The sequence below is a fragment of the Nesterenkonia sedimenti genome (assembly GCF_012641515.1).
GTDB lineage: Bacteria > Actinomycetota > Actinomycetes > Actinomycetales > Micrococcaceae > Nesterenkonia > Nesterenkonia sedimenti.
Map to the genome: position 1 here is coordinate 201844 of NZ_JABAHY010000004.1, position 20963 is coordinate 222806.

Consider the following 20963-nt stretch of genomic DNA (forward strand, 5'->3'; position numbering starts at 1 on the left):
CATTTCCTGAATGGACCCTGTCTGCTTCCAGGGAGTATTGAGCATCCCGCATAGACTCGTCTGCATGTCCTCTGCAGACCAACAACAGGTCAGCCCTGTCGTCGAGACCTTTGAATCCGGCGGATTCTGGTCCTGCCGCCAGCTAAACAAATGGCTGCTGATCATCGTGACTCTCGCCGTGGGAATCGCATTGGGCGCCGATGTCATCTATGAGTCGCTGACCAGTGCAGCCTTCCCCTGGGGGCTGGTGCTCGCCGGTGCATTGTCAGTCGGCTGCGTGATCCTGCTCTGGGTCTGTGTCACCTATGCCGTCCCAGCGGGACTGGCCATTTTGGCATTGTCCCTGTTCGTCGACGGCATCGCCTATTCCATCATTCTGGCCCTGCTGCTGACCGCTCTGACCGCGCTGAGCTCCACCAAGCGCTTCCGCCGCGGGGCCCTGGCGATGATGGTCGTCTGGGGTGCTGCCCTGGGGGCGACCATGCCGGATCCGGCCACCGGGACTCTGCTGTTCCTCAGTATCGGGGTCAGTCTCCTGGCGGCCTACGGGATCGGCTCATCCTTCCGTCAGGCCACCACGGCCCGCCTGCAGTCCAAACAGGACCTCGAACAGGCGGAGGCCAATCACCGGAAATCGGTGGCGGCAGAGCGCAAATCCATCGCCCGGGACCTGCATGACATCGTTGCCCATGACATCACCATCATCGCCATGCAGTCCCGTGCTGCCCGTATGCGTGACACAGAGGATTCCTACCGGGAGGCAGTCAGCGTCATCGGAGACTCCTCACGGGCTGCGCTCAACGACCTCCGCCGAATGCTGGCGCTGCTGAAGGATGAGGACATCGTCGACGACGACGCCGATACCTCCTCGGCCAGCGAACTGGAGGTTTTCCGCGGTTGCGAGGCATTCGCCGCCCGACTCGAGAGTCTGGGGATCATCGTGGAGAAACAGATCACCGGAGACCTCAGCTCACTGTCCCGGTCCACCAGTGCCGCCCTGTACCGCATGCTGCAGGAGTGCACCACGAATGTGGCCAAATATGCCGATGAGGGCGATACCTGCTGGATCACCATTGACATCGGCATCGACCAGGTCAGCGTGGAGGTCACCAATACAGTGCGCAGGGCCCGACGCCGCGGTGCTGGGCCCTGGAGCGGATCCTCTGGTGCGGGTCTCATCGGTGTCCGGGACCGGGCCCAGGCATTCGGCGGAAACGCTACTTATGGGTATACCCGGGAGGGCCACTGGCAGGTCAAGATCCACGGAGTGAAAAAGTCTTGAACAAAAAGTGGACACTTTAGACAAAAGTTGACTATGCAGGGGCGCGTTGAGACCCCAGAATCTATTGGTGCAGTGCAGTACGGTGCACTCTGAAAACAGGATGGATTGGAGCATCTGGAGCTCTGGTGCAACGGCTCCAGAACGGCTCCTCCGTCCTGGGGGCTCGGGTGGTGAGAACGGCGCCGCCCGAGCCCACTTCTTCTACTCCTGGGAATCGCCTTCTGCCGGCTGATCGTCCTCAGAGGTGGGATCCAAGATGCTTGCCAGGGGTTGGGCGACCCAGCGTCCGGCACCGAGCAGAATTCCGGCGGGGAAGCCGATGATGGGAATCAGCATAGGCATCAGCCCTCCGGCTCCGGCGATCAGGACCACCGGTCCGTAGAGCAGCCCGACCAGCACATAGCCCAGAACATGGGTTACTGGGTTGAGGTGGTGGCGCAGCAGCCAGCTCACCAGCAGCGTGCCGGGGATGCCGATGGCCACTGCCGCACCGCCCAGCAGGGGGATCAGCGGGGTGAGATAGCCCTCTCCATCCAGCCCGGGGACAAAGGACAGGCCCAAGAGGATGGCGCCCATCACGGCAGTGGGGATCAGCCAGGAGACAGTCCAGCCGACCAGCCCCAGTTTCAGCTGTGGCTTGGGGGCCGCGGCAGCAGCGGCTGAGCGGCGGCGTCGTCCGGTGGTTTTCTCTGGTGCGGGTGTGGTCATCGGGTATGTCCTACATGGGCCATTGCTTGACGGATCAGCTGTTCGCGGCCGCCGACGAACTCGGCCTCCACCTCGGGGGCCAGGGCCTCAGCGGGAGTCAGCCAGGAGAGCTCGAGGGCGTCCTGGCGGGGGGAGCATTCCCCGTTGACCGGCACGATATAGGCCAGGGAGACCGCATGCTGGCGGTCATCGACCAATCCGGTTTCAGAGGGATAGGGGAAGTACTCGGCCACAGTGAACGGCGCCGGTGACGGCGGCAGCTGTGGCAGGGCAAGGGACCCCAGATCCTTCTCGATATGACGGATCAGGGCGGCCCGGATGGTCTCGCGGTACATAACCCGTCCGGAGACGACGGTGCGGTAGAAGCGGCCGTCGTCGTCGGCGGTGTAGAGCATGCCTACTTCGGTGACATATCCCAGGGCGTCAACGCGGACCGGAATCGCCTCCACGTACACCATGGGCAGCCGCCGGCGGGCCTCGTACAGATCGTCCTCATTCAGCCACCCAGGATTGGGGTCAGGGGTACGCACAGACATATCCCAATCATCTCATGACCAGCACCCCTCTGTTCTCGCCGTGAGCTGCCAGCGAAGCGAGCAGCGACTTCAAGGCGTGATGTTCCGCGTCAGCGGAACGAGACGCGGCGCGACATGTGCGCGCCGCCGGGACAACTCAGATGATGTCTTCCAGGGGCCGGCCCATGGCGGCACGACGTTCGGCGTGGTTGATCCGGTGGCGTCGGGACTGAGTGGCCAGGATAACGATGAAGGCACCCATTGCAGCACCGATGGCGACCCATACGCTGGTGGCCTCACCGAGGATCCGCGGGAAGATCAGCCAGAACAGACCCCAGGCCAGACCCAGGGCGATGGTGATCCGGCCGCGTTCGGTCATCGAGTAGAACGCTGCGGTCCACACACAGCCCAACAGACCGATAAGCGCCCAGAGCAGGGCCGGGATCCCCGGGATATCCCAGCCGCGGGAGGTCAGCCAGGCGGAGATCGAGCTCATCGCCTGCACCAGGGCAAAGCCGTAGAACAGCCCGACGATCGCATCGGTGAGCCGTCGTTCGGTGGTATTGCGGGCGGTGTAGAGATTGAACTGTCGGATCGCCTCGGTCAGCAGACCGGCGATTGCCAGGGAAGCCAACAGGCCCAGTGTGAAGTAGCCCAGGTAGAGCGAGGCGGTGACCACCAGCATCAGTGCACTGGAGCCGGCCACGAACCAACCGGTGCGCCGCTGACGCGGAGTGGACTCCTGAGGCGCTCGCCATTGGAAGGCGCAGTGGGCGCCCAGGGCCAGGGTGATGGCAGGCCAGATCCAGTACCAGTTGTGGTCGGGGGTCAGCAGAGCGTAATCCCCGGAGAACCAGCCATCGGACTGGATCTCCTTCAGCCCGCTGCCGGAGAGGATGGCCGGGTTCTCCTCGCTGGAGCCGAACCAGCCCAGCATCCACATCGTGGAGATCAGCGCCATCACCGCACCCACGGTGACCGCTATCCGACGGTAGAGGTCCCATTTATTGGGCTCCGGATCGGGGTCCCGGGAGGGCATGTTGTAGGGCGGGATATAGGTGTAGAGATCTTCCTCATCGTCAGCGAACTCATAGCCTGCCTCCGGGGTCCGAATATAGCCACGGGTCCGGTGGTTCACTGTGGGATTGTCGGTGGTGGCCGCCTCGATGGCAGCGGCCTTCTGAGCGATGAGGTTCCGTTTGCGCTCAGCGTCCTCGGGCTCGCGGCGACCGGGCCGGGGCAGCTTCGGTGCCTCATCCTGATCCCGATAGGCAGGCAGCACTGTGGTGGACTCAGGATCAGCGCCAAGGGCCGACGACGGCGCCTGGGCCTCACCATCCTCCGGCAGCGGTGGTTCGGTGAGCTGCGGTTCAGCGGCAGCCTCCGCGGACTGCGTGCCCGGAGGTGGCGGAACCACAGGGACCATGCCGGTGAATAACTGGGCGAAGGGACGCTGCTCCGCAGGTGGAGGCTCCGGGAAACTCACCGGTGAAGCCGGTGGAACCTCTGGGGCGGGGAGTTCTGTGGAATCGACAGGTGCTGGAGGCTCAGTGCCCTCAGCTTCGGCTGCGGCCTGGGCGAGCTTACCGGTTTTGCGCTCCTTGCGTCCCGACCACCATTTCTTGGCACGTTCATCCAGAGTGTCGAAGAAACCGCTGAGCCCACGCTCAGGTCCGGAGGATGTGGTGATGATCGGCGCCACGCCGGTGCTGGCAGGAGGTTCGGCCAGAACAACCGGAGTCTCCTGATCGGCCTCCTCGCTGTTCTCCTCGACGGGCTGCGCCTCGCTGTCCTGCGCGTCGTCGTCGGTGTTCTCGGCAGGGGAGTCCCCAGTGGTGAGCTGGCCCTCGGCCTCGTCGTCGGCGTCGCCATCCGGGGTATCCGCATCAGCAGATTCGGACTCCGGGGCCGCCTCAGCTGCCGGGGTATCGGGCTCCGCATCGGGGCCAGCCTCAGCTTCGGGGGCCTGGGCTGCAACCTCGACGGGTTCCGCATCGGGATCCGCCGGTTCCGAATGGAGGGCGGTGTCCTCTAGCTCGGTGGTCTCATCCAGTGCTGAGACATCATCCCCTGAGGTCTCCTCGATCTCCGGTTCAGTTTCCGGTTCACGTGGTGGTTCGCCGTCCTCTTCCGCCAATACAGGGGATTCGGCAGGCGCGTCGGCATCATGGCGTGACTGCTCAGACACCTGGGCCTCCCTTTATGCTGTAGGTTTTCCCGCGGTGGGGACAAAGCCTCTAATCAGCAGATGATGTTTGCACCCGTTCCTGAATGCGAGCACCACGCCGCCTTGCCACCAGCACCGCAATAATCAACCCCACTAGCGTACCGACACCTATGCCCATCAGGGTGCTTGCCCACGGGGGTAAGCCGGTAGTTGTTCCCGTAATGTAACCTAATCCGACCAACCAGGCGCTCCAGATCACAGCTCCGAGGATCGCCAGGGTGCTCAGTTGGGGCCAGGCCAGGCGCATAAGCCCCGCTGTGGCCATTGACGCGGCCCGACCGCCGGGGATCCACCGGATCAGCAGAAGGCCCACCCAGGTGGTCTTCCCGCCGGCCCGAATGGAGGCGCGCAGCATGGATCGGTGCAGTCTCCGGCCCCAGCGCCAGCGGTAGAGCACGCGGATCAGCTGGTACCGGAAAAGGGCGTAGAGCAGGAGGTCACCGGCGAGGCAGCCGCCGATCGTTGCGATCATCACCCAGGTCAGGGAGAGATCACCGGCGGAGGCGAAGGCACCTGAGGCGATCACCATCACCTCGGAGGGGAATGGCGGAATCAGTGCGGTCAGCGCAACGAATATCGCCTGCAGCGGCAGGAACCACACGCCCCACTCATCCAACAGCTCAACCATGTATCCCCTCGTGCTCTTGAGCTCTGCCGGCCCCGATTAGTGCGGATTCGGAGCTTCGACCAGTTTACGCGCTGAGGTGAACTGGCGTTCCTCACCGGTGAGGGGGTCGATGAAACTCAGTGACTTTGCCAGCAGTTGCAGGGGTTCGCCGAAGTCATCGGGTCCGTCACTTTCCAGCACGGGGTAGAAACGGTCATGCATTATCCCGAGCCCTAAAAGGGCCATATGCACCCGCAGTTGGTGAGTCTTGCCGGTGTGTGGGGTCAGCCGGAAGAGACCGGTGAGCTGCCCATGGTGGTTCTTCCCGGTCTCCAGCAGCTCCACCCGGGAGGATGAGTTGGCGCCCGGCACGGCTTGGGTACGCCGCTTGCCCCGTGCGGCACGCCTGCGCTCATGTGGGCGGCGTCCGGAATCCTCAACGTCATAGGGAACTGACTGGGTGATCACAATCCCCTTGGTCTTCTCCAGTCTGTTCCTGACCACCAGCGGGAACCGGGCATGGGCCGCTGCGTCGGGATCGAGATCGGAGGCTGCGGGGCTGAGCCGGCTGATGCATTCATAGCTCTTCTCCACCTGTCGGTTCTCGAACAGCAGCTGATATTTACCCCGGGTCTGCGGGTTCTTAGCCAGCAGCACCAGCCCGGCAGTTCCGCGGTCCAGCCGGTGAATGGGCACTAGATCGGGGTTGTTCAGCCGGTTGCGCAGCCGCACCAGCAGAGTCTGCTGGACATACCGTCCGGCGGGGGTGGTGGGCAGAAAATGCGGCTTATCGGCGACGACGAGATGCTCATCCTCGTAGAGGATCTCCTCCTGGACCGGCAGTTGGGGCTCATCAGGCAGGGTCCGGTAATACCAGATGACCGAGCAGCTGCCGAGGGGATCCTCGGGGCTCAGCGGGCGGCCGGCGCCGTCGACGACCTCACCGGCGGTGAACCGGCGAGTGATTCCAGCAGGATCCAGATGCCCGAAGCGCTGCTGGACATATTCATGCACTGTCGCCCAGGGGCCAGTGGTCGGCACCCGCAGCCGGGTGGCGTTGACACCGTTGCGCACCGGCAACGGGGAGGTCTGCTCGGCCATTAACTCCAGTCAGGTGCTTTGGCCTCGGTGGGCTTCGGCTCCGAAGCTGCCCCGGGGGCATTCAGCGGCTGATTGATCTGCCAGGTCATGCCGAATTTATCCTGCACCCAGGCGAAGTTCTTGGCGAACTCATAGTCGCCGGGCTCCATGAGATACCCGCCGCCCTGAAAGAGCCCATGGACGATCTGGTCGAACTCATTCTCAGTCTCGACCACAACTGCCACCGATACTGAGGGCGTGAAGTCGAAATCCTGCTTCACCAGGGAGTCCTGGATCATTAGCACCTGGCCGCCGATCCGCAGCTGGGCGGTGGCCACCAGGGTCTGCTCCCAGTCCACCACAGCCTCCATGGCGGCAGTGTCGGGGGCGGTGATGGGGCCGGTGGGGTAGCTGGCCGGCTGTGCCGGGGCGCCGCCGTCGTCGTTCTGGTCAGGGTCGAAGACCTCGGTGCCCTCCGGATGGTGCAGGATCTCCAGCAGCTCCGCGTCGGGGAAAGTCTCCAAGTAATGGTCGATGGCCTCCTGGGCGCGGCCCTGGAACATCAGAAACGGCAGACACAGAATCATGGGGCTAGCCTAGCGGGTATCCCGCGGTGCTGCCGCGAAGGTGGCTGATCCTCTCACGGTGCGAAACGCAGTCCCGAGGGCGAGGAGTGGAATCCGGCATTGCGAAGTGCCTGGCCGAACCGGTGTCCCAGAACCGGGGCGCCGTTGATCGTCTCAGTGGCCAGCCGAGGCGTGCGTGCCCGGCGAAGAGCGGCCACCAGCGCCGTGGCCGCAGCCTCCATGAGGCGTTCATCCTCGGTATAGAGCAGCATGGTGCGCCCACCGCGTTCCATATAGAGCAGCAGCTCACCGGCACAGAGCACGACGACGGCCCCGGCCTTCCTGCCCGGGCGTGCCGAAGGTGCCTGCTCACCCTCAGCCACCGGAACCTGCGGCCAGTCCAGTGCCGCCCCATAGGGATTGGCCGGATCAGTGGCAGCCAGCGCCACAGCCTCCCGGGGAACCTGCTGATGATGCGGATCGGCCTGGGCGGTCTCGGCCGCGCGTTCCAACTGCTCCTCGACCTCACGCAGCCGGTCGATAGTCGCCGAGGTGGTGAACTGGGCGGCTCCGAGCTTCTCGATGAAGTACCCCCGCCGGATCTGACCGGCCTCCTCAGCCGCCGAGAGCACTTTGTACACCCCGGCGAAACCACCGGGGGTCTGCTCCGCAGTGACCGAGCCCCTGGTCAGCACCCCGTAGCGGTCCAACAGGATCTCCGCCCGGGCATAGGCGGCCTCCGTGGCCTCTGCCGGGGGCTGAGTGCCGGTGGGAACCAACTGCCAGCGGCCGTCATTGGATGCACTGGTGGTCCCACGCGCTGCTGCCGCGGCCTGGCGCAGAGCCATCCGTCGGCTGGTGCGGCGGCTGCGGGCCTGGCCCTGTTTGGAGCTCTTATGCGCGGTGGACCCGGAGTTCATGAACTCACGCAGGGCAGCGAAACTGTCTGGGTAGACCACACCCGACCAGAAGAGCTCCCAGAGTTGCTGCCGTATTGCGGTGGCGGGCAGATCCTCGGTGGCAGCTGCCACAGCCTCCGGGAACCAGGCCCCGCCCCGGGAGAGCACCTCGATGATCTGCTGGGCAGTTGGATTTTCGGCATCAGGACTTCCACCGCGGGGGCCGATCAGCTCGGCATCCTCAGCCGGGTAGAAGGCCACCCACCCGTCATGACCGCTCAGGGCGCCGTGACCGGTGGCCAGGAACTGCCCGGAGTTCAGCAGCGCATCCAACATTCCCGGGGAGTAGTCGGAAACCCTAGCCGGCAGAATGAAGGCCTCCCAGGCGCTGGCCGGTGCCGGATATCCCGACAGCTGCGTCAGCACTTCGGCCACACCGGTGGAGCCGCTGAGCTGAGCCGCGGCGGTGATGTGCTGCCATTCGCCCAGCAGGTGGGCATAGGCCCGGGGCGGCACCGGCTCCACCGCAGCCCGCAGTGCAGCCAGGGAGCGGCGTCGGATCCGGCGCAGCATTTCAGTGTCGACGTATTCGGCCCGGGCCTCACCCTCGGGGGTGAACAGCCCCTCGACCACCCGGTTCTCCTCCACCAGCCGGTGCAGAACATCGACGACGACGCCGCTGGGCAGTCCCAGCGCTGCTGCGGCCTGCTCCGGGGTGAAGGGGGCGTGAGTGCGGGCATAGCGGCCGATGAGATCGCCGAGGGGATCGGCCACCGGGTCCAGGAAGGTCTGCGGGATACCCGGAGGAATATTGCTCCCCAGCCCATCGCGCAACCGGGCAGCATCCTCGACTGCCGCAAAGTGTTCACGGCCCTGCCAGTGCAGCCGGAAGGCCCGCTGGGCGGAGACCAGCTCCCCGGCCCATCGCTCAGCATCGGCCACACTGGCATGCTGATCGGCCACGGTCTCTTCGCCTTCGGGCAGTGATGCCTGGGGGTTTGGAGACTCAGGGAGGCTCAGCCGCTGGGCGATATCTTCGGCGCTCAGCGGCCCCAGCAGCCGCAGCAGTTCGGCCACCGATTCAGCGCCCCGCTGGTTACCCCCGGGCAGTCGGGATGCCGGGGAGAGCCGCTGGGCGGAGGCCTCCGTCTCGGCAATGACCACCGGGTCCAGGAACTCCCGGAGCTCAACTCGTCCCAACAGCTCGTTGAGCAGCTGCGGATCCAGGCTCAGCGCCGCCGCCCGCCGCTCAGCCAGCGGGGAGTCGCCCTCGTAGAGATACTGGGCGATATAGCCGAAGAGCACCGACTGGGCGAAGGGGGAGGGACGCTGAGTCTGGGACTCGATCAGCCGCACCTTCCGCTGGGCAATAATGCGGGTCAACTCGTCCAGGGCAGGCAGATCGTAGACATCCTGGAGGACTTCCCGCATCGTCTCCATAATCACCGGGAAATCGGGATACCCCTGGGCGATCTCCAATAATTGGGAGGAACGTTGCCGCTGCTGCCACAGCGGAGTGCGCTGCCCAGGATGCTGACGCGGCAATAGCAGGGACCTGGCTGCGGCCTCCCGGAACCGGCCTGCGAACAGCGCTGAGGAGGAGACCCGCTGGATAACCAGCTCTTCCAATTCCTCAGGCTCAAAGGTGAACAGCTCGGCCCCGGGCGGATTCTCATCCATCATCGGCACCCGCAGCACGATCCCGTCATCGCTGGCATAGGCGGCACCGTCGAGGCCATAGCGCTCATGCAGGCGCTCGCCGACGGCCAGGGCCCAGGGGGCATGAACCTGCAGGCCGTAGGGGGAGTGCAGGATGATCCGCCAATCACCGAGCTCATCCCGGGTCTGCTCCACCACGAGGTTCCGGTCGGTGGGCAGCGCCCCGGTGGCCTCCTGCTGCTCGGTGAGATACCGCAGCAGATTCTCCTGAGCCCAGGTGTCCAGTCCGGCCGCAGTGAGTCGAGCCGCGGCGTCGTCGGCTGTTGAGATCTCCCGGATGAACCTGCCCTGGGCGGCACCCAGCTCGGCGGGCCGGCCCAGCCCGTCACCGTGCCAGAAGGGAAGTGAGGCCGGCTGTCCGAAGGCGGGGGAGACCAGCACCCGGTCAAAGGTGATTTCCTCGATCCGCCAGCTGGTGGCCCCCAGGGCGAAGACATCCCCGGGCCGGGACTCGTATACCATCTCCTCATCGAGCTCACCGACCCGACGTCCGCCGGTGCGGGAATCCTCGGCACCCACCAGATAGACCCCGAAGAGGCCGCGGTCGGGGATGGTTCCGCCTGAGGTGACCGCCAAACGCTGGGCACCGGGGCGCCCGGTCAGGGTCCCGGCGTCGCGGTCCCAGATGATCCGCGGGCGCAGATCGGCGAACCGGTCCGAGGGGTACTTTCCGGCCAGCAGGTCCAGTACGGCCTCATAGGCCGAACGGGGAAGGGTCGCAAAGGGCGCGCTGCGGCGCAGGGTCTCGAACCAGGTCTCGACATCCAGGGTGTCCACTGCCGCGGCGGCAATGGTCTGCTGGGCCAGGACATCCAGGGGGTTGCGGGGGATGGAGAGTGCCTCGATCGCACCGGAGAGCATCCGTTCGACGACGACGGCGGAGCTGACCAGGTCACCGCGGTGCTTGGGGAAGAACCAGCCCACCGAGACCTCTCCGACCTGGTGTCCGGCGCGGCCGACCCGCTGCAGACCGGCGGAGACCGCATGCGGGGCCTCCACCTGGACCACGAGGTCGACTGCGCCCATATCGATCCCCAGTTCCAGGGAGCTGGTGGCCACCACGCAGCGCAGCCGACCGGATTTGAGATCTTCCTCGATTTGTTTGCGGTGCTCCTTGGAGACCGAGCCGTGGTGAGCCTTGGCCAGGGGCGCAGGCTGCTCCTCATCTGAGTGGTGACGCTCGGCGTGGATTTCGTTGACCCGGCCGGTGAGTTTCTCCGCCAGGCGCCGGGAGTTCACGAAGACGATAGTGGAGCGGTTGGCGGTGATGAGATCCACCACCTTATGCTCCACATGCGGCCAGATGGAGGGCTCCAGCGGCTGGTCAGCAAGGGACTCACCCTCGCCCAGGAGCCCGGGCTCGGCAGTGGGCTGAGCCATATCCGGCACCGGGACTGAGACGGTGATCTCCCAGGACTTCTGGGCAGCGGGCGCAATGACCTCCACCGGCTGGCTGCCGCCGAGGAACCGGGCCACCTCATCCTTAGGTTCCACGGTGGCGGAGAGCCCGATCCGCTGGGCAGGCTCGGTGAGCAGGGAGTCCAATCTCTCCAGGGAGACCGCGAGGTGAGCCCCACGCTTAGTGCCGGCCAGGGCGTGGATCTCATCGATGATGACCGTGGAGACACCGGTCAGGGTCTCCCGGGCCTGCGAGGTCAGCATGAGGTAGAGGGATTCCGGGGTGGTGATCAGAATTTCTGGTGGGTTCCGCAGCAGGTCTCGCCGTTCTTTGGCTGTGGAGTCTCCGGTGCGGACCCCCACACTGACCTCCTGAGGGTCCAGACCCTGGCGCCGGGCGGTATGCCCGATGCCTACCAGGGGGCTGCGCAGGTTCCGCTCGATATCCACCCCGAGGGCTTTCAGCGGGGAGATATAGAGCACGCGCGTGGATGAGCTGGCCTCAGCGGGCTGACTCATCAGCCGGTCGATGGACCACAGGAAGGCCGAGAGGGTCTTGCCCGAACCGGTCGGTGCCACCACCAGGGCGTTCTTCCCCGCCGATACCGCCTCCCAGGCGCCATCCTGGGCGGGGGTGGGCGCGCCGAAGGAGGCCGCGAACCAGGTTCGCGTGGCCTCGGAGAACCGGTCGAGTGAGCTCACCGTTCCACTCTAGAACCACCACCGGACATCCCGGTGCCGGGAGCCCCTGGATTCCCCACGCCGAGCCGTCAGATTGTGTTGCTGGTCAGCCTCGGCACCCGCCTGAAACGACCAGATCTGTCGGCTGGGTGTCACCGGGCGTACTTCAGAATGTCCTCCCGCCGCAGCGGCCGGTTGAACAGGGGACCATCGGGTTCCATGATCTTGCCCGCCGGCAGGGCGCCCACGGAGACGGGGTCGAAACCGATCCGCACCAGCAGGGCCATCACCCGTGCGCGGGCGTCGTCGTCATCTGCTGCCAAGGCCACCGCGCGGCGTTGCCCCACCGGCATCTGGGGATCGGCGGACTCATCGAAATCGTGGTGGCCGATATGGTTCAGCGCTTTGACCACCCGGGCCCGGCCGAAGCGACCGGCGATCGCCATCGAGGTTGGCAGCTGCTCATCCACCGCCCCCTGCAGCCAGCCGGGCAGGAGCTCGTCATCCCAGGTATTGGTGGCATCCACCAGGATGGTGCCGGCCACCCACTCAGGCTCGATCTCATCGAGCTCCTCCTGCGGAACAGCCAGGATGACGATGCCGGGGCCGTTGCGGCGGGTACCCTCAGCAACCTCCTCGGGCCAGACCGGATTCGCCCCGGGGGCGTAGATCTTCAGGTGATGGCGCAGGGCCTTCGGTGGGCGGGTGGAGCAGATATCGACGGCGACCTCGGCCCGCAGTAATGCCCGGGCAAAGGCAGTTCCGGCCCGGCCGGCCCCGAGGATGCCGATAGTGGGGGCTGGCTCATCTCGGCTGCGCTCACTCATGGTGATAGGGCCTTCCTGCATTGATCTCCTGGGCGCGGTAGATCTGTTCGGTCAGGATCAGCCGCACCAATTGGTGGGGGAAGACAAGTTTGGACAGGGACCAGACGAAATCGGCCCGGGAGGTCAGTTCCTGGTTGACACCATAGGCTCCGCCGATGACCACGGTGACCTGACGCCCGGCGGTGAACTGATTCTGCAGCTTCTTGGCCAATTGGGTGGAGGAGATATTGCTGCCGCGCTCATCGCAGAGAATGACGTGATCGGAGGGTTTGAGCGCGCTGAGGATTTTTGCCGATTCCTCATTGCGGGCCGCATCCTGCTCGCGGGAGGAATGGGGGAGCAGTTTGAAGTCGATATCGAAGGGCTTGCGCAGCCGTTTCTGGTAGCGGTCGATCCCCTCGGTCACCCAGGGTTCGTGTTTTTTGCCGATGGCCAGCACGGTGATGCTCATATCCGCCGAGCTTATCGCCTCTTGTGGGCGGGCGTCTGGGTGCGTTTCACGCCACACCCGAGAACGGTCGAAATATTGACCTCCGGGTTGTATACAGCTAATGTACATGGCACATTCATTCGCAAATGTGATTAGTGTTACATTCCGTTCAGAATGAACCTTGATGAGAGTGCATAAAATAAGCTAGGGGATTCATAATGAAAAAACGGTCGATGATTGCCACGGGAATGGCTGCCAGCCTGGTCTTGGCTGCCTGCGGTGGTTCTGGTGAGGAAACCGGTGGAGGTGAGGCCGGCGACGTCGGAGTTTCACCCGAGCTGAATGTGGCCTTCAATGCCCAGCCTCCCACTATGGATCCCCTGACCACGACAGCGCATGCCACCCGAATTTTCGCCCGTGTCATCTTCGAGCCGCTGATCGACCTCGACGCTGAAGGCGAGGTTCAGCCGGTGTTGGCAGAGTCATTTGATGTCTCTGAGGACGGTCACACCCTGACCTTCCAACTGCGCGAAGGACTCACCTTCCACGACGGCTCCGATGTCACCGCAGAGGACGTACTGGCCTCCCTGGAACGCTGGGTGGAACTCAGCGTCATCGGTTCCACCTACTTCGCCGAGGCAGAGATCGCCTCCCCAGAGGAGGGTGTGGTGACTATCGGGCTGCCTGAGCCGATGTATGTGGCACCCCAGCTGCTGGCAGACCCCGGGCAGATGCCGCACATCATGCCTGCCGAGATTGTCGAGGCCGCCGGCGAGGGCGAGGTCGAAGAGCATATCGGCACTGGTCCCTACACCTACGGGGATTGGCAGGCTGATCAGTACCTCCGCGTTGACCGGTTTGAGGAGTACCAGTCGCCAGAGGGCGAACCCAGCGGTATGGCAGGGGAGAAGACCGCCTACTACGAGGAGATCAACTTCCACTTCGTCGGCGATGACACCACCCGCATGACCGGCCTGCAGACCGGTGAATACGATATGGCCACACCGATCCCCTGGGATAATATCGAGCAGATGGAAGGCGATGGCAATGTCGACGTCATCCCCGGTGAATCCGGGCTGCCCTTCGGTCTGCTGAATAAGGCTGAGGGTCCCACCGCCGATGAGGACATCCGGCGAGCGATCATCGCCGCCTTGGACACCGAGGCCATCCTGCTCTCCGCCTATGGAACAGATGAGTGGTTCAGCCAGAATACCGCGATGATGCCGGAGGACTCCGACTGGTATGTGCCGGTCGAGGGCGAGGATGACGACTTCTATCAGAATCAGGATCTCGACGCCGCAGCGGACTACCTCGAGGCCGCAGGATACGACGGCGAGGAGATCCGCATCGTCTCCAGCCCCGAGCACGCCGACCGCTACGACACCGCCGTGGTGCTGCAGCAGCAGCTTGAAGAGGCCGGTATGAACGCCGAGCTGATCACCGCTGACTGGTCCACCGTGCTGGACACTATGGAGGACCCCAGCGGTTTCGAGATCGCCATCAGCGGTCTGAACAACTGGCCGGTGGTGCCCTCAACGATGTACTTCCTCAACGAGGGAACCCAGGGGACCACCCAGAGCGAGGAGATTTTCGCTGCCAATGAGGCCCTGACCTCCGCTGAGGACGAAGAGGGCGCAACTGCTGCCATGGAGGAGCTCCAGGAGGCGTATCTGGACTATCTGCCGATCATCAAATTCGGTGACCGGCGCACCGCTAATGGGCTCAATGCCGAGCTCGAAGGCTTCGAGTATGTGACCGGGCAGGGCGAGGTCTTCCACCACATCCGCCCGGCGGAGTAGAGAAGGGATTACCGAATGAAAAAACAGTCGATGATCGCCACTGGGATGGCTGCCGCCCTGGTGCTGTCCGCCTGCGGTGGAGATGACGGCGGGGCTGATGGCGAGGTCGCTCCGGAGCTGAACATCGCCTATAACGCTCAGCCGCCCACTATGGATCCGCTGAACACCACAGCCCATGCCACCCGTATCTTCGCTCGGTTGGTCTTCGAGCCGCTGATCGACCTCGATGCCGAGGGTGAGGTTCAGCCGGTGCTGGCTGAGTCCTTCGATGTCTCCGAGGACGGGCACACCCTGACCTTTGAGCTGCGAGAGGGCCTGACCTTCCACGATGGTTCGGATGTGGAGACTGAGGATGTCATCGCATCCCTTGAGCGCTGGATTGAGATGAGCATCATCGGCTCCACCTACTTCCCGGAGGCGGAGGTCGCCTCTCCGGAAGACGGTGTGGTGACCATCGAGCTGCCTGAGCCGATGTATGTGGCACCTCAGCTGCTGGCTGATCCCGGGCAGATGCCGCACATCATGCCGGCTGAGGTCATTGAGGAGGCAGGTGCTGAGGGGATCACCGAGCATATCGGCACCGGTCCCTACACCTACGGGGTCTGGGAGGCTGATCAGTACCTGCGCTTTGACCGGTTTGAGGACTACCAATCTCCGGAGGGTGAGTCCAGCGGTATGGCGGGGGAGAAGACCGCCCACTACGAGGAGATGTACGTCCACTTCGTCAGTGACGGTTCGACCCTGCAGGCGGGCCTTCAGACCGGTGAATACGATATGGCCAGCCCCATTCCCTGGGACAATATCGACCAGATGGAAGAGGATGACTCCATTGAGATCATCCCGGGTGAATCCGGCCTGCTGTTCTCACTGTTCAACAAGGCCGAGGGGCCGATGGCCGATGAGGATATGCGCCGGGCTGCCCTGGCCGCTATCGACCCCGAGGCAGTGATGCTCTCGGCCTATGGCTCCGATGACTGGTTCAGCCTCAACACCGCGATGATGGAGGAGGAGTCCCAGTGGCATATTCCTGTTGAAGGTGAGGACGATGAGTTCTACCAGAATCAGGACCTCGATGCTGCGGCGGACTACCTTGAGGCGGCAGACTACGACGGCGAGGAGATCACCATTATCTCCGCTCCGGAGTACGCCGATCACTACAACGCCTCCGTGGTGGTTCAGCAGCAGTTGGAGGATGCCGGTATGAACGCCAATCTGGTGACCTCGGATTGGGCGACCGTGCTGGACTCCATGGATGACCCCGAGGCCTTCGATATCGCCTTCAGCGCCATCAGCAACTGGCCGGTTGTGCCCTCGACGATGTACTTCCTCAATGAGGGCACCCAGGGCTGGACTGACAGCGAGGAGATTCTCGGAGCTAATGCTGGCCTCATCGCCGCTGCGGATGAGGATGAGGCATTGGAGGCCATGGCGGATCTCCAGGAGGCATATCTGCAGTACCTGCCGATCATCAAATACGGTGATCGTCGCACCGCTGGTGGGCTCAGCACTGATCTGGAGGGCTACGAATACGTCACCGGCGTCGGAGAGATCTTCCACCACATCCGCCCCGCCGAGTAAACGACTGCACGCCGATCTCGGCACAGACGACGAAGGGGACTCCGCTGAAGACGCGGAGTCCCCTTCGTCTTTTCATTTCGGCGGTAGCGGTGGGATTTGAACCCACGGTTGGGGGTTACCCAACACGACATTTCGAGTGTCGCACCTTCGGCCGCTCGGACACGCTACCTTGCGCAAAACACGCCCGCCCATGTTACCAGCTGCCAGTTCAGAGGCAGAACTCAGCAGGAGAAGAGGCTGTGCACCTCACCGGCGATCTTCTCGCCGTCCAGGGCTTCGACTTTCATCACTGCCGTTGCCCCCACGACTTCTGCGCCGAGCTCGGTGACCAGCTCTCGGCAGGCGGCGATCGTCCCACCAGTGGCCAGGACGTCGTCGACGATCAATACCCGGTGACCGGGGCGCAGAACATCAGGAGCCTCAATGGCTGCCGAGCCGTATTCCAGCTCATAGCTGACCTTCGCGGCCGGGGACGGCAGCTTCCCGGCCTTACGGATAGTCAGCACTCCAGCACTTCCGCCCCGGGCATTGGTCAGCCCCGCCATCGCTCCGGCCAGCAGGAAGCCGCGGGCCTCAATGCCCGCGATGAGATCGAACTGCCCGGCGAAAGGGGCCAGCAGGGCCTCAGCCAAGGTGGTGAGTCCCTCCGGATCGGCAAGAACAGGAGTGATGTCCTGGAAAGTGACACCAGGTTCGGGGTAGTCAGGGATGACGGCGAAAAGCGACTTCGCGCGGTTCAGGGCCTCTGGGGCAGGTGCAGACACAGTCGATAATCCTAGCTGTCCGAACCACGGCGAACCTCGCCGAAGAACGCCTGCAGAAGGTCTGCGCATTCAGTGCTGCGCACTCCCGGTTGGACCTCCACCCAGTGATTCAGGCGGGGTTCACGCAGTACATCGAAGACACTGCCGGCCGCGCCAGCCTTGGCATCCCACGTGCCGAAGATCACGGTCGAGATTCTGGTCTGACTGATGGCCCCAGCGCACATCGTGCAGGGCTCCAGCGTCACCGCCAGGGTGCAGCCATCCAAGCGCCAAGTACCCATCGTGGCCGCCGCAGCAGCCAGGGCATTGAGCTCAGCGTGTCCCGTGGGGCTCCCATCGCGCTCCCTGGTGTTGAAGCCTTCCCCGAGAGTCTCACCGTCAGCACTGAGCACCACAGCCCCCACAGGCACATCACCACTGGCCGGAGCCTGGGCGGCCAATTCCAAGCACCGTCCGATCAGCCGGTGCTGGATGGACTTCTCCCGCGGGGAGAACGGGGCGGGGAAACGGCTCACCTCACCAGGATATGGGGCCTGGGAAGCCTAGGGGCTTTCAGCCGGCGCTGATAGTTTGATGTCATGCGCACTCATGTCGTTGACCATCCCCTGATTATTCACAAGCTCACCCAGCTGCGCCGGGTTGAGACGCCGTCGAATGTTTTCCGTGACCTTACCGGAGAACTGGTCTCCCTGTTGGCCTACGAGGCATCCAGCTCAATGCCCGTGGAACCGGTAGAGATCCAGACACCGGTCACCGAGATGACCGGCTCCCAGCTCGCCGGCCCTAAGCCTCTTGTGGTGCCGATCCTGCGTGCGGGCCTGGGCATGCTCGATGGGATGACGGCGATGATCCCCACAGCAGAGGTGGGATTCCTGGGGATGGCCCGGGATGAGGAAACGTTGAACATCGTCACCTATGCTGAGCGGCTGCCCGAGGACCTCACTGGCCGTCAGGTCTTTGTGCTGGACCCCATGCTGGCCACCGGTGGGACCCTGGTGGAGGCCATTCGTTTCCTGGAGCGGGCCGGTGCTGCGCGGATCACCTGCATCACTCTGTTGGCCGCGCCTGAGGGGATCAAGCGGCTGGAGGAGGAGCTCGGTGACCTCGACGTAGAGCTCTACACCGCAGCCATCGACGAGAAGCTCAATGAGAAGGCATATATCGTTCCAGGGCTCGGCGATGCTGGCGATCGCCTGTACGGGCTGGCCGAATAGTACGTGGGAAAAATCACACCCGGGCCCCTGAATCTCACAATGTGGAAGTTTCGGGGTTTTGTTACTTGCATTCGGGAAATATTACGGGGATGCTGAGAAGGCCATAGACCCGGCCACCTGCCAGGAAGAGTCACGATTTTTATGTCCGCACCGCTCAGTCAGGCCCAAAATCCAGGTTATGTTCACGTTTCCGTGCGTAACGCTGCCCGCCGTGCTGAGATCGCCCGCAAGATGCGCAATGGAAACTCCTCGGCCAAGAGCAGCAAAGGTGCAGCTCCAGCAGGGGAGCCGCGGACGGCTCCAGTGCCGGTGATCGCCCCCAACGGTGGCGGCTCCCAGGTTATCCACCCCGATATCGTCGCCCGCGGCTTTGTGGTCTACGTGGGTCTGGACGAGGACACTGCCACCGCGGCCGGAACCTCACTGCACCGGATTGCCACCGAACTGCGCGACTACGTGGAGCACATCGCCCCCGAATCCCAGGTGCATATCGCCATGGCCATGGCCTCCGCCGCCGCGGAGGGCAGCGACCTCGAAGTCGTCCGCCAGGCACTGGGCGACCCCACGGTCACCAACCGGCTCTCCACCGAGCCCGTGGCCCAGCAGCCGGCACCTGCTGCTCCCTCCAGCAACGGTGTGCTCATCGACCTCGCCCGGCGCGAAGTTCAGCTCGACGGTGAGGGGCTGAACCTCACCTATAAGGAGTTCGAACTGCTGAACTACCTCGTGGACAACTCCTCCCGAACAGTGGGGCGCGAGGAGCTGCTCAAGACTCTGTGGCGGAACATGGACCAGGGCCAGATGCCCAATGAGCGCACTATTGACGTCCACGTGCGGCGACTGCGCTCGAAGCTGGGCCGCTTGGCCAACACGGTCCGGACCGTTCGCGGTCAGGGCTACCGCTTCTACGAGCACCCAGAGGTCACCGTCTGGGCCGCACCCGAATACTCCATCTGATTTTGTTCGGGAGCTCAGGTGAAGAAACTGCTCATACTCCGGCATGCCGAAGCCGGGCACAGCTTCACCGGGGATGACCACTCCAGGACCCTGACCCAGCACGGTCAGGACCAGGCGCGACAGATAGGCAGGTATCTCTTGGAGTTCGGCCCGTGGCCGGAGATGGCTCTGGTCTCAGATGCCATGCGCACCCGCCAGACCTGCATCTGGATCAGTCACGAGCTCGGCGAGAAGGCAGTCACCCCGTACCTCGATGAGCGACTGTATCTGGCGGCGTCGCGGGCTATGTGCTCAGTCATCAACGAAACCCCTGAAACCGTGCAGACTCTGCTGGTCATCGCCCATATGCCCGGTGTCCAGAACCTCAGTATGGAACTGGCGAGTCCCGAGTCCGACGAGACGGCCGTGCTGAATATGGCCTCCCAATGGCCGACGGCGGGGCTGGCGGTATTCGATGTGGCCAAGCCATGGGCGGAACTGGACGGGCGCGACGCCGGGTTGAGCCAGTTCATCACCGAGCGCAACCTTTTGACCTGAAAACCTGCGACTCATAGGTGTCCAGTCACCCAGCGGTGCCTACAGCACCGCCCGGTACAAGAGGGGTACTTATGAAAACTAAGGTCAGATTGGGGATCTCCAGCGGCGCGGTCGCTGCTCTGAGCTGGAGCGCCTATGGGAAGGTCGTGGGAACCGGCACGGTGGCCGCTGCCGGTCAGATATGGATGCTTCAGATGCTGCGCGCCCTGGATGCGGCCAGCAGGCCCCTGTAGGCTCAAAACCCAGCCATAGGGTAGCAACGCGAGCGGGCCAGATCTGGTCCGCCTTGAGGCCAAGACGCGGGAAGTGAATGAACGATGTGCGGCAGATTCGTGCAGTCGAAGATCGGCAGTCTCCTCGAAGACGAGTTGGAGGCTCGGTTAGTCGATGAAACCCCGCTGCGTGCCTCGTGGAACATCCCGCCCGGTGCTCGGGTTCCCATTCTGTTGGAACAGGCCGACGACGACGGCGCCCTCGAGCGTCAGATCATCGCCGCCAGGTGGGGTCTGCTGAAGCCCTGGAATAAGGAACAGCGTGAGGCCTTTCAGTGGCGCACACATAATGCACAGGCTGAAACAGCAGGGCAGAAGCGTACGTGGAAAGGTCCCCTGACCTCGCGTCGCTGTGCAGTGCCGGCGGAGGCCTATTACGAGTGGGAGAAGATCACGGAGAAGGACAAGCGTCCTTATGCCATTCGGCCTGCGGATGGATCGATGATTCTCTTCGCGGGTTTATGGGAGACCTGGAAACAGCCGGAAGATGAGCAGCTGATCGTGACTTTCACGATTCTCACTGGAGCCGCACCCGATGAAAACGCTGGGGGAGTCCTTGGTGAGTTGGGGCGGATTCATCACCGGATGCCTCTGGCGATGTCGTCGGAGATGGCCAGTGAATGGATGAACCCCGTCAAACTCAGCGAGGATGCCGCACAGGAGTTGCTGAAGCGGGTCTATGCGGGGGCATATGAGGTGGCTAGAGGTTGGGAGGTTCAGGAGGTCAGCAATGCCGTCAACACGGTCGCGAATGACTCCCCGGAGCTCCTGGATCCCGTGGAGCCGGAAGTCCTTTTCTGAGCTGTGAAGTGGTGAGGGTCACCTGGATCCGGTGAAGCGTGGTGCCTCACTGTCAAGTCCCCGGGAAATGATCCCTCGTGCCTCATGTAAAAGTCCCCGCGT

Annotated in this window: 19 protein-coding genes and 1 tRNA gene; 8 read left to right on the plus strand and 12 right to left on the minus strand. The window is 63.8% G+C overall.

The features are described 5' to 3' along the window. The first annotated feature begins 64 nt into the window (after nucleotides 1–64). The gene (locus HGQ17_RS06485) at nucleotides 65–1282 is read left to right on the plus strand and encodes a sensor histidine kinase (RefSeq protein WP_168887143.1); all 1218 of its coding nucleotides are present in this window, start codon (nucleotides 65–67) and stop codon (nucleotides 1280–1282) included. A gap of 201 nt (nucleotides 1283–1483) precedes the next feature. Here the strand turns inward: HGQ17_RS06485 and HGQ17_RS06490 are convergent, their stop codons facing one another. The 9 genes from HGQ17_RS06490 to rlmH form a co-directional block, all read right to left on the minus strand. Then, nucleotides 1484–1990, minus strand: a complete 507-nt coding sequence (locus tag HGQ17_RS06490; protein ID WP_168887144.1) for a hypothetical protein — start codon at nucleotides 1988–1990, stop codon at nucleotides 1484–1486. Then, a complete protein-coding gene (locus tag HGQ17_RS06495) occupies nucleotides 1987–2526 on the minus strand; it encodes an NUDIX hydrolase family protein (protein WP_168887145.1) in 540 nt (179 codons plus the stop codon). The genes HGQ17_RS06490 and HGQ17_RS06495 overlap by 4 nt, the downstream gene beginning before the upstream one ends. Before the next feature lie 136 nt (nucleotides 2527–2662). Continuing rightward, entirely contained in the window at nucleotides 2663–4693 is a 2031-nt protein-coding gene (locus HGQ17_RS06500) for a hypothetical protein (protein WP_168887146.1), read from the minus strand. A 49-nt stretch (nucleotides 4694–4742) separates the two neighbouring features. Then, entirely contained in the window at nucleotides 4743–5360 is a 618-nt protein-coding gene (locus HGQ17_RS06505) for a DedA family protein (RefSeq protein ID WP_168887147.1), read from the minus strand. 36 nt (nucleotides 5361–5396) lie between these two features. Continuing rightward, nucleotides 5397–6440 (minus strand): pseudouridine synthase, encoded by a 1044-nt coding sequence (locus HGQ17_RS06510; RefSeq protein ID WP_168887148.1) that lies wholly within the window; start codon nucleotides 6438–6440, stop codon nucleotides 5397–5399. Further along, nucleotides 6440–7006 carry a VOC family protein gene (locus HGQ17_RS06515; protein WP_168887149.1) on the minus strand — a complete coding sequence of 189 codons (567 nt, stop codon included), beginning with the start codon at nucleotides 7004–7006 and terminating at the stop codon, nucleotides 6440–6442. The genes HGQ17_RS06510 and HGQ17_RS06515 overlap by 1 nt, the downstream gene beginning before the upstream one ends. Before the next feature lie 53 nt (nucleotides 7007–7059). Further along, entirely contained in the window at nucleotides 7060–11703 is a 4644-nt protein-coding gene (locus HGQ17_RS06520; protein WP_168887150.1) for an ATP-dependent helicase, read from the minus strand. A 131-nt stretch (nucleotides 11704–11834) separates the two neighbouring features. Then, nucleotides 11835–12509 (minus strand): NADPH-dependent F420 reductase, encoded by a 675-nt coding sequence (locus HGQ17_RS06525; protein ID WP_168887151.1) that lies wholly within the window; start codon nucleotides 12507–12509, stop codon nucleotides 11835–11837. Next, nucleotides 12502–12960: a 23S rRNA (pseudouridine(1915)-N(3))-methyltransferase RlmH gene (gene rlmH / locus HGQ17_RS06530; protein ID WP_211090483.1), complete on the minus strand. Its 459-nt coding sequence runs from the start codon at nucleotides 12958–12960 to the stop codon at nucleotides 12502–12504. Before rlmH ends, HGQ17_RS06525 begins: the two co-directional genes overlap by 8 nt. 197 nt (nucleotides 12961–13157) lie before the next feature. Here rlmH and HGQ17_RS06535 point away from each other — a divergent pair, with 197 nt between their 5' ends. Further along, nucleotides 13158–14738 carry an ABC transporter substrate-binding protein gene (locus tag HGQ17_RS06535; RefSeq protein WP_168887152.1) on the plus strand — a complete coding sequence of 527 codons (1581 nt, stop codon included), beginning with the start codon at nucleotides 13158–13160 and terminating at the stop codon, nucleotides 14736–14738. Between the two features lie 15 nt (nucleotides 14739–14753). Next, the gene (locus HGQ17_RS06540; protein WP_168887153.1) at nucleotides 14754–16316 is read left to right on the plus strand and encodes an ABC transporter substrate-binding protein; all 1563 of its coding nucleotides are present in this window, start codon (nucleotides 14754–14756) and stop codon (nucleotides 16314–16316) included. 81 nt (nucleotides 16317–16397) lie between these two features. On the opposite strand, the gene HGQ17_RS06545 is transcribed toward HGQ17_RS06540, so the two are convergent. From HGQ17_RS06545 to HGQ17_RS06555, 3 genes are all read right to left on the minus strand, one after another. Then, nucleotides 16398–16485 (minus strand) — tRNA-Ser (locus HGQ17_RS06545). A 52-nt stretch (nucleotides 16486–16537) separates the two neighbouring features. After that, a complete protein-coding gene (locus HGQ17_RS06550) occupies nucleotides 16538–17080 on the minus strand; it encodes an adenine phosphoribosyltransferase (RefSeq protein ID WP_324615207.1) in 543 nt (180 codons plus the stop codon). Between the two features lie 11 nt (nucleotides 17081–17091). Continuing rightward, on the minus strand, nucleotides 17092–17538 hold the full coding sequence (locus tag HGQ17_RS06555) for a nucleoside deaminase (RefSeq protein ID WP_168887182.1): 447 nt from the start codon (nucleotides 17536–17538) through the stop codon (nucleotides 17092–17094). A 120-nt stretch (nucleotides 17539–17658) separates the two neighbouring features. On the opposite strand from HGQ17_RS06555, the gene upp reads away from it, so the two are divergent. The 5 genes from upp to HGQ17_RS06580 all read left to right on the plus strand — a co-directional run bounded on the left by upp (nucleotide 17659) and on the right by HGQ17_RS06580 (nucleotide 20861). Beyond that, nucleotides 17659–18294 carry a uracil phosphoribosyltransferase gene (gene upp / locus HGQ17_RS06560; protein WP_168887155.1) on the plus strand — a complete coding sequence of 212 codons (636 nt, stop codon included), beginning with the start codon at nucleotides 17659–17661 and terminating at the stop codon, nucleotides 18292–18294. Between the two features lie 141 nt (nucleotides 18295–18435). Further along, entirely contained in the window at nucleotides 18436–19251 is an 816-nt protein-coding gene (locus HGQ17_RS06565; RefSeq protein ID WP_168887156.1) for a winged helix-turn-helix domain-containing protein, read from the plus strand. An 18-nt stretch (nucleotides 19252–19269) separates the two neighbouring features. After that, nucleotides 19270–19788 carry a SixA phosphatase family protein gene (locus HGQ17_RS06570; RefSeq protein ID WP_168887157.1) on the plus strand — a complete coding sequence of 173 codons (519 nt, stop codon included), beginning with the start codon at nucleotides 19270–19272 and terminating at the stop codon, nucleotides 19786–19788. A 71-nt stretch (nucleotides 19789–19859) separates the two neighbouring features. After that, entirely contained in the window at nucleotides 19860–20021 is a 162-nt protein-coding gene (locus HGQ17_RS06575; RefSeq protein WP_168887158.1) for a hypothetical protein, read from the plus strand. An 84-nt stretch (nucleotides 20022–20105) separates the two neighbouring features. Further along, nucleotides 20106–20861, plus strand: a complete 756-nt coding sequence (locus HGQ17_RS06580) for an SOS response-associated peptidase (protein WP_229503353.1) — start codon at nucleotides 20106–20108, stop codon at nucleotides 20859–20861. Nucleotides 20862–20963 lie beyond the last annotated feature (102 nt).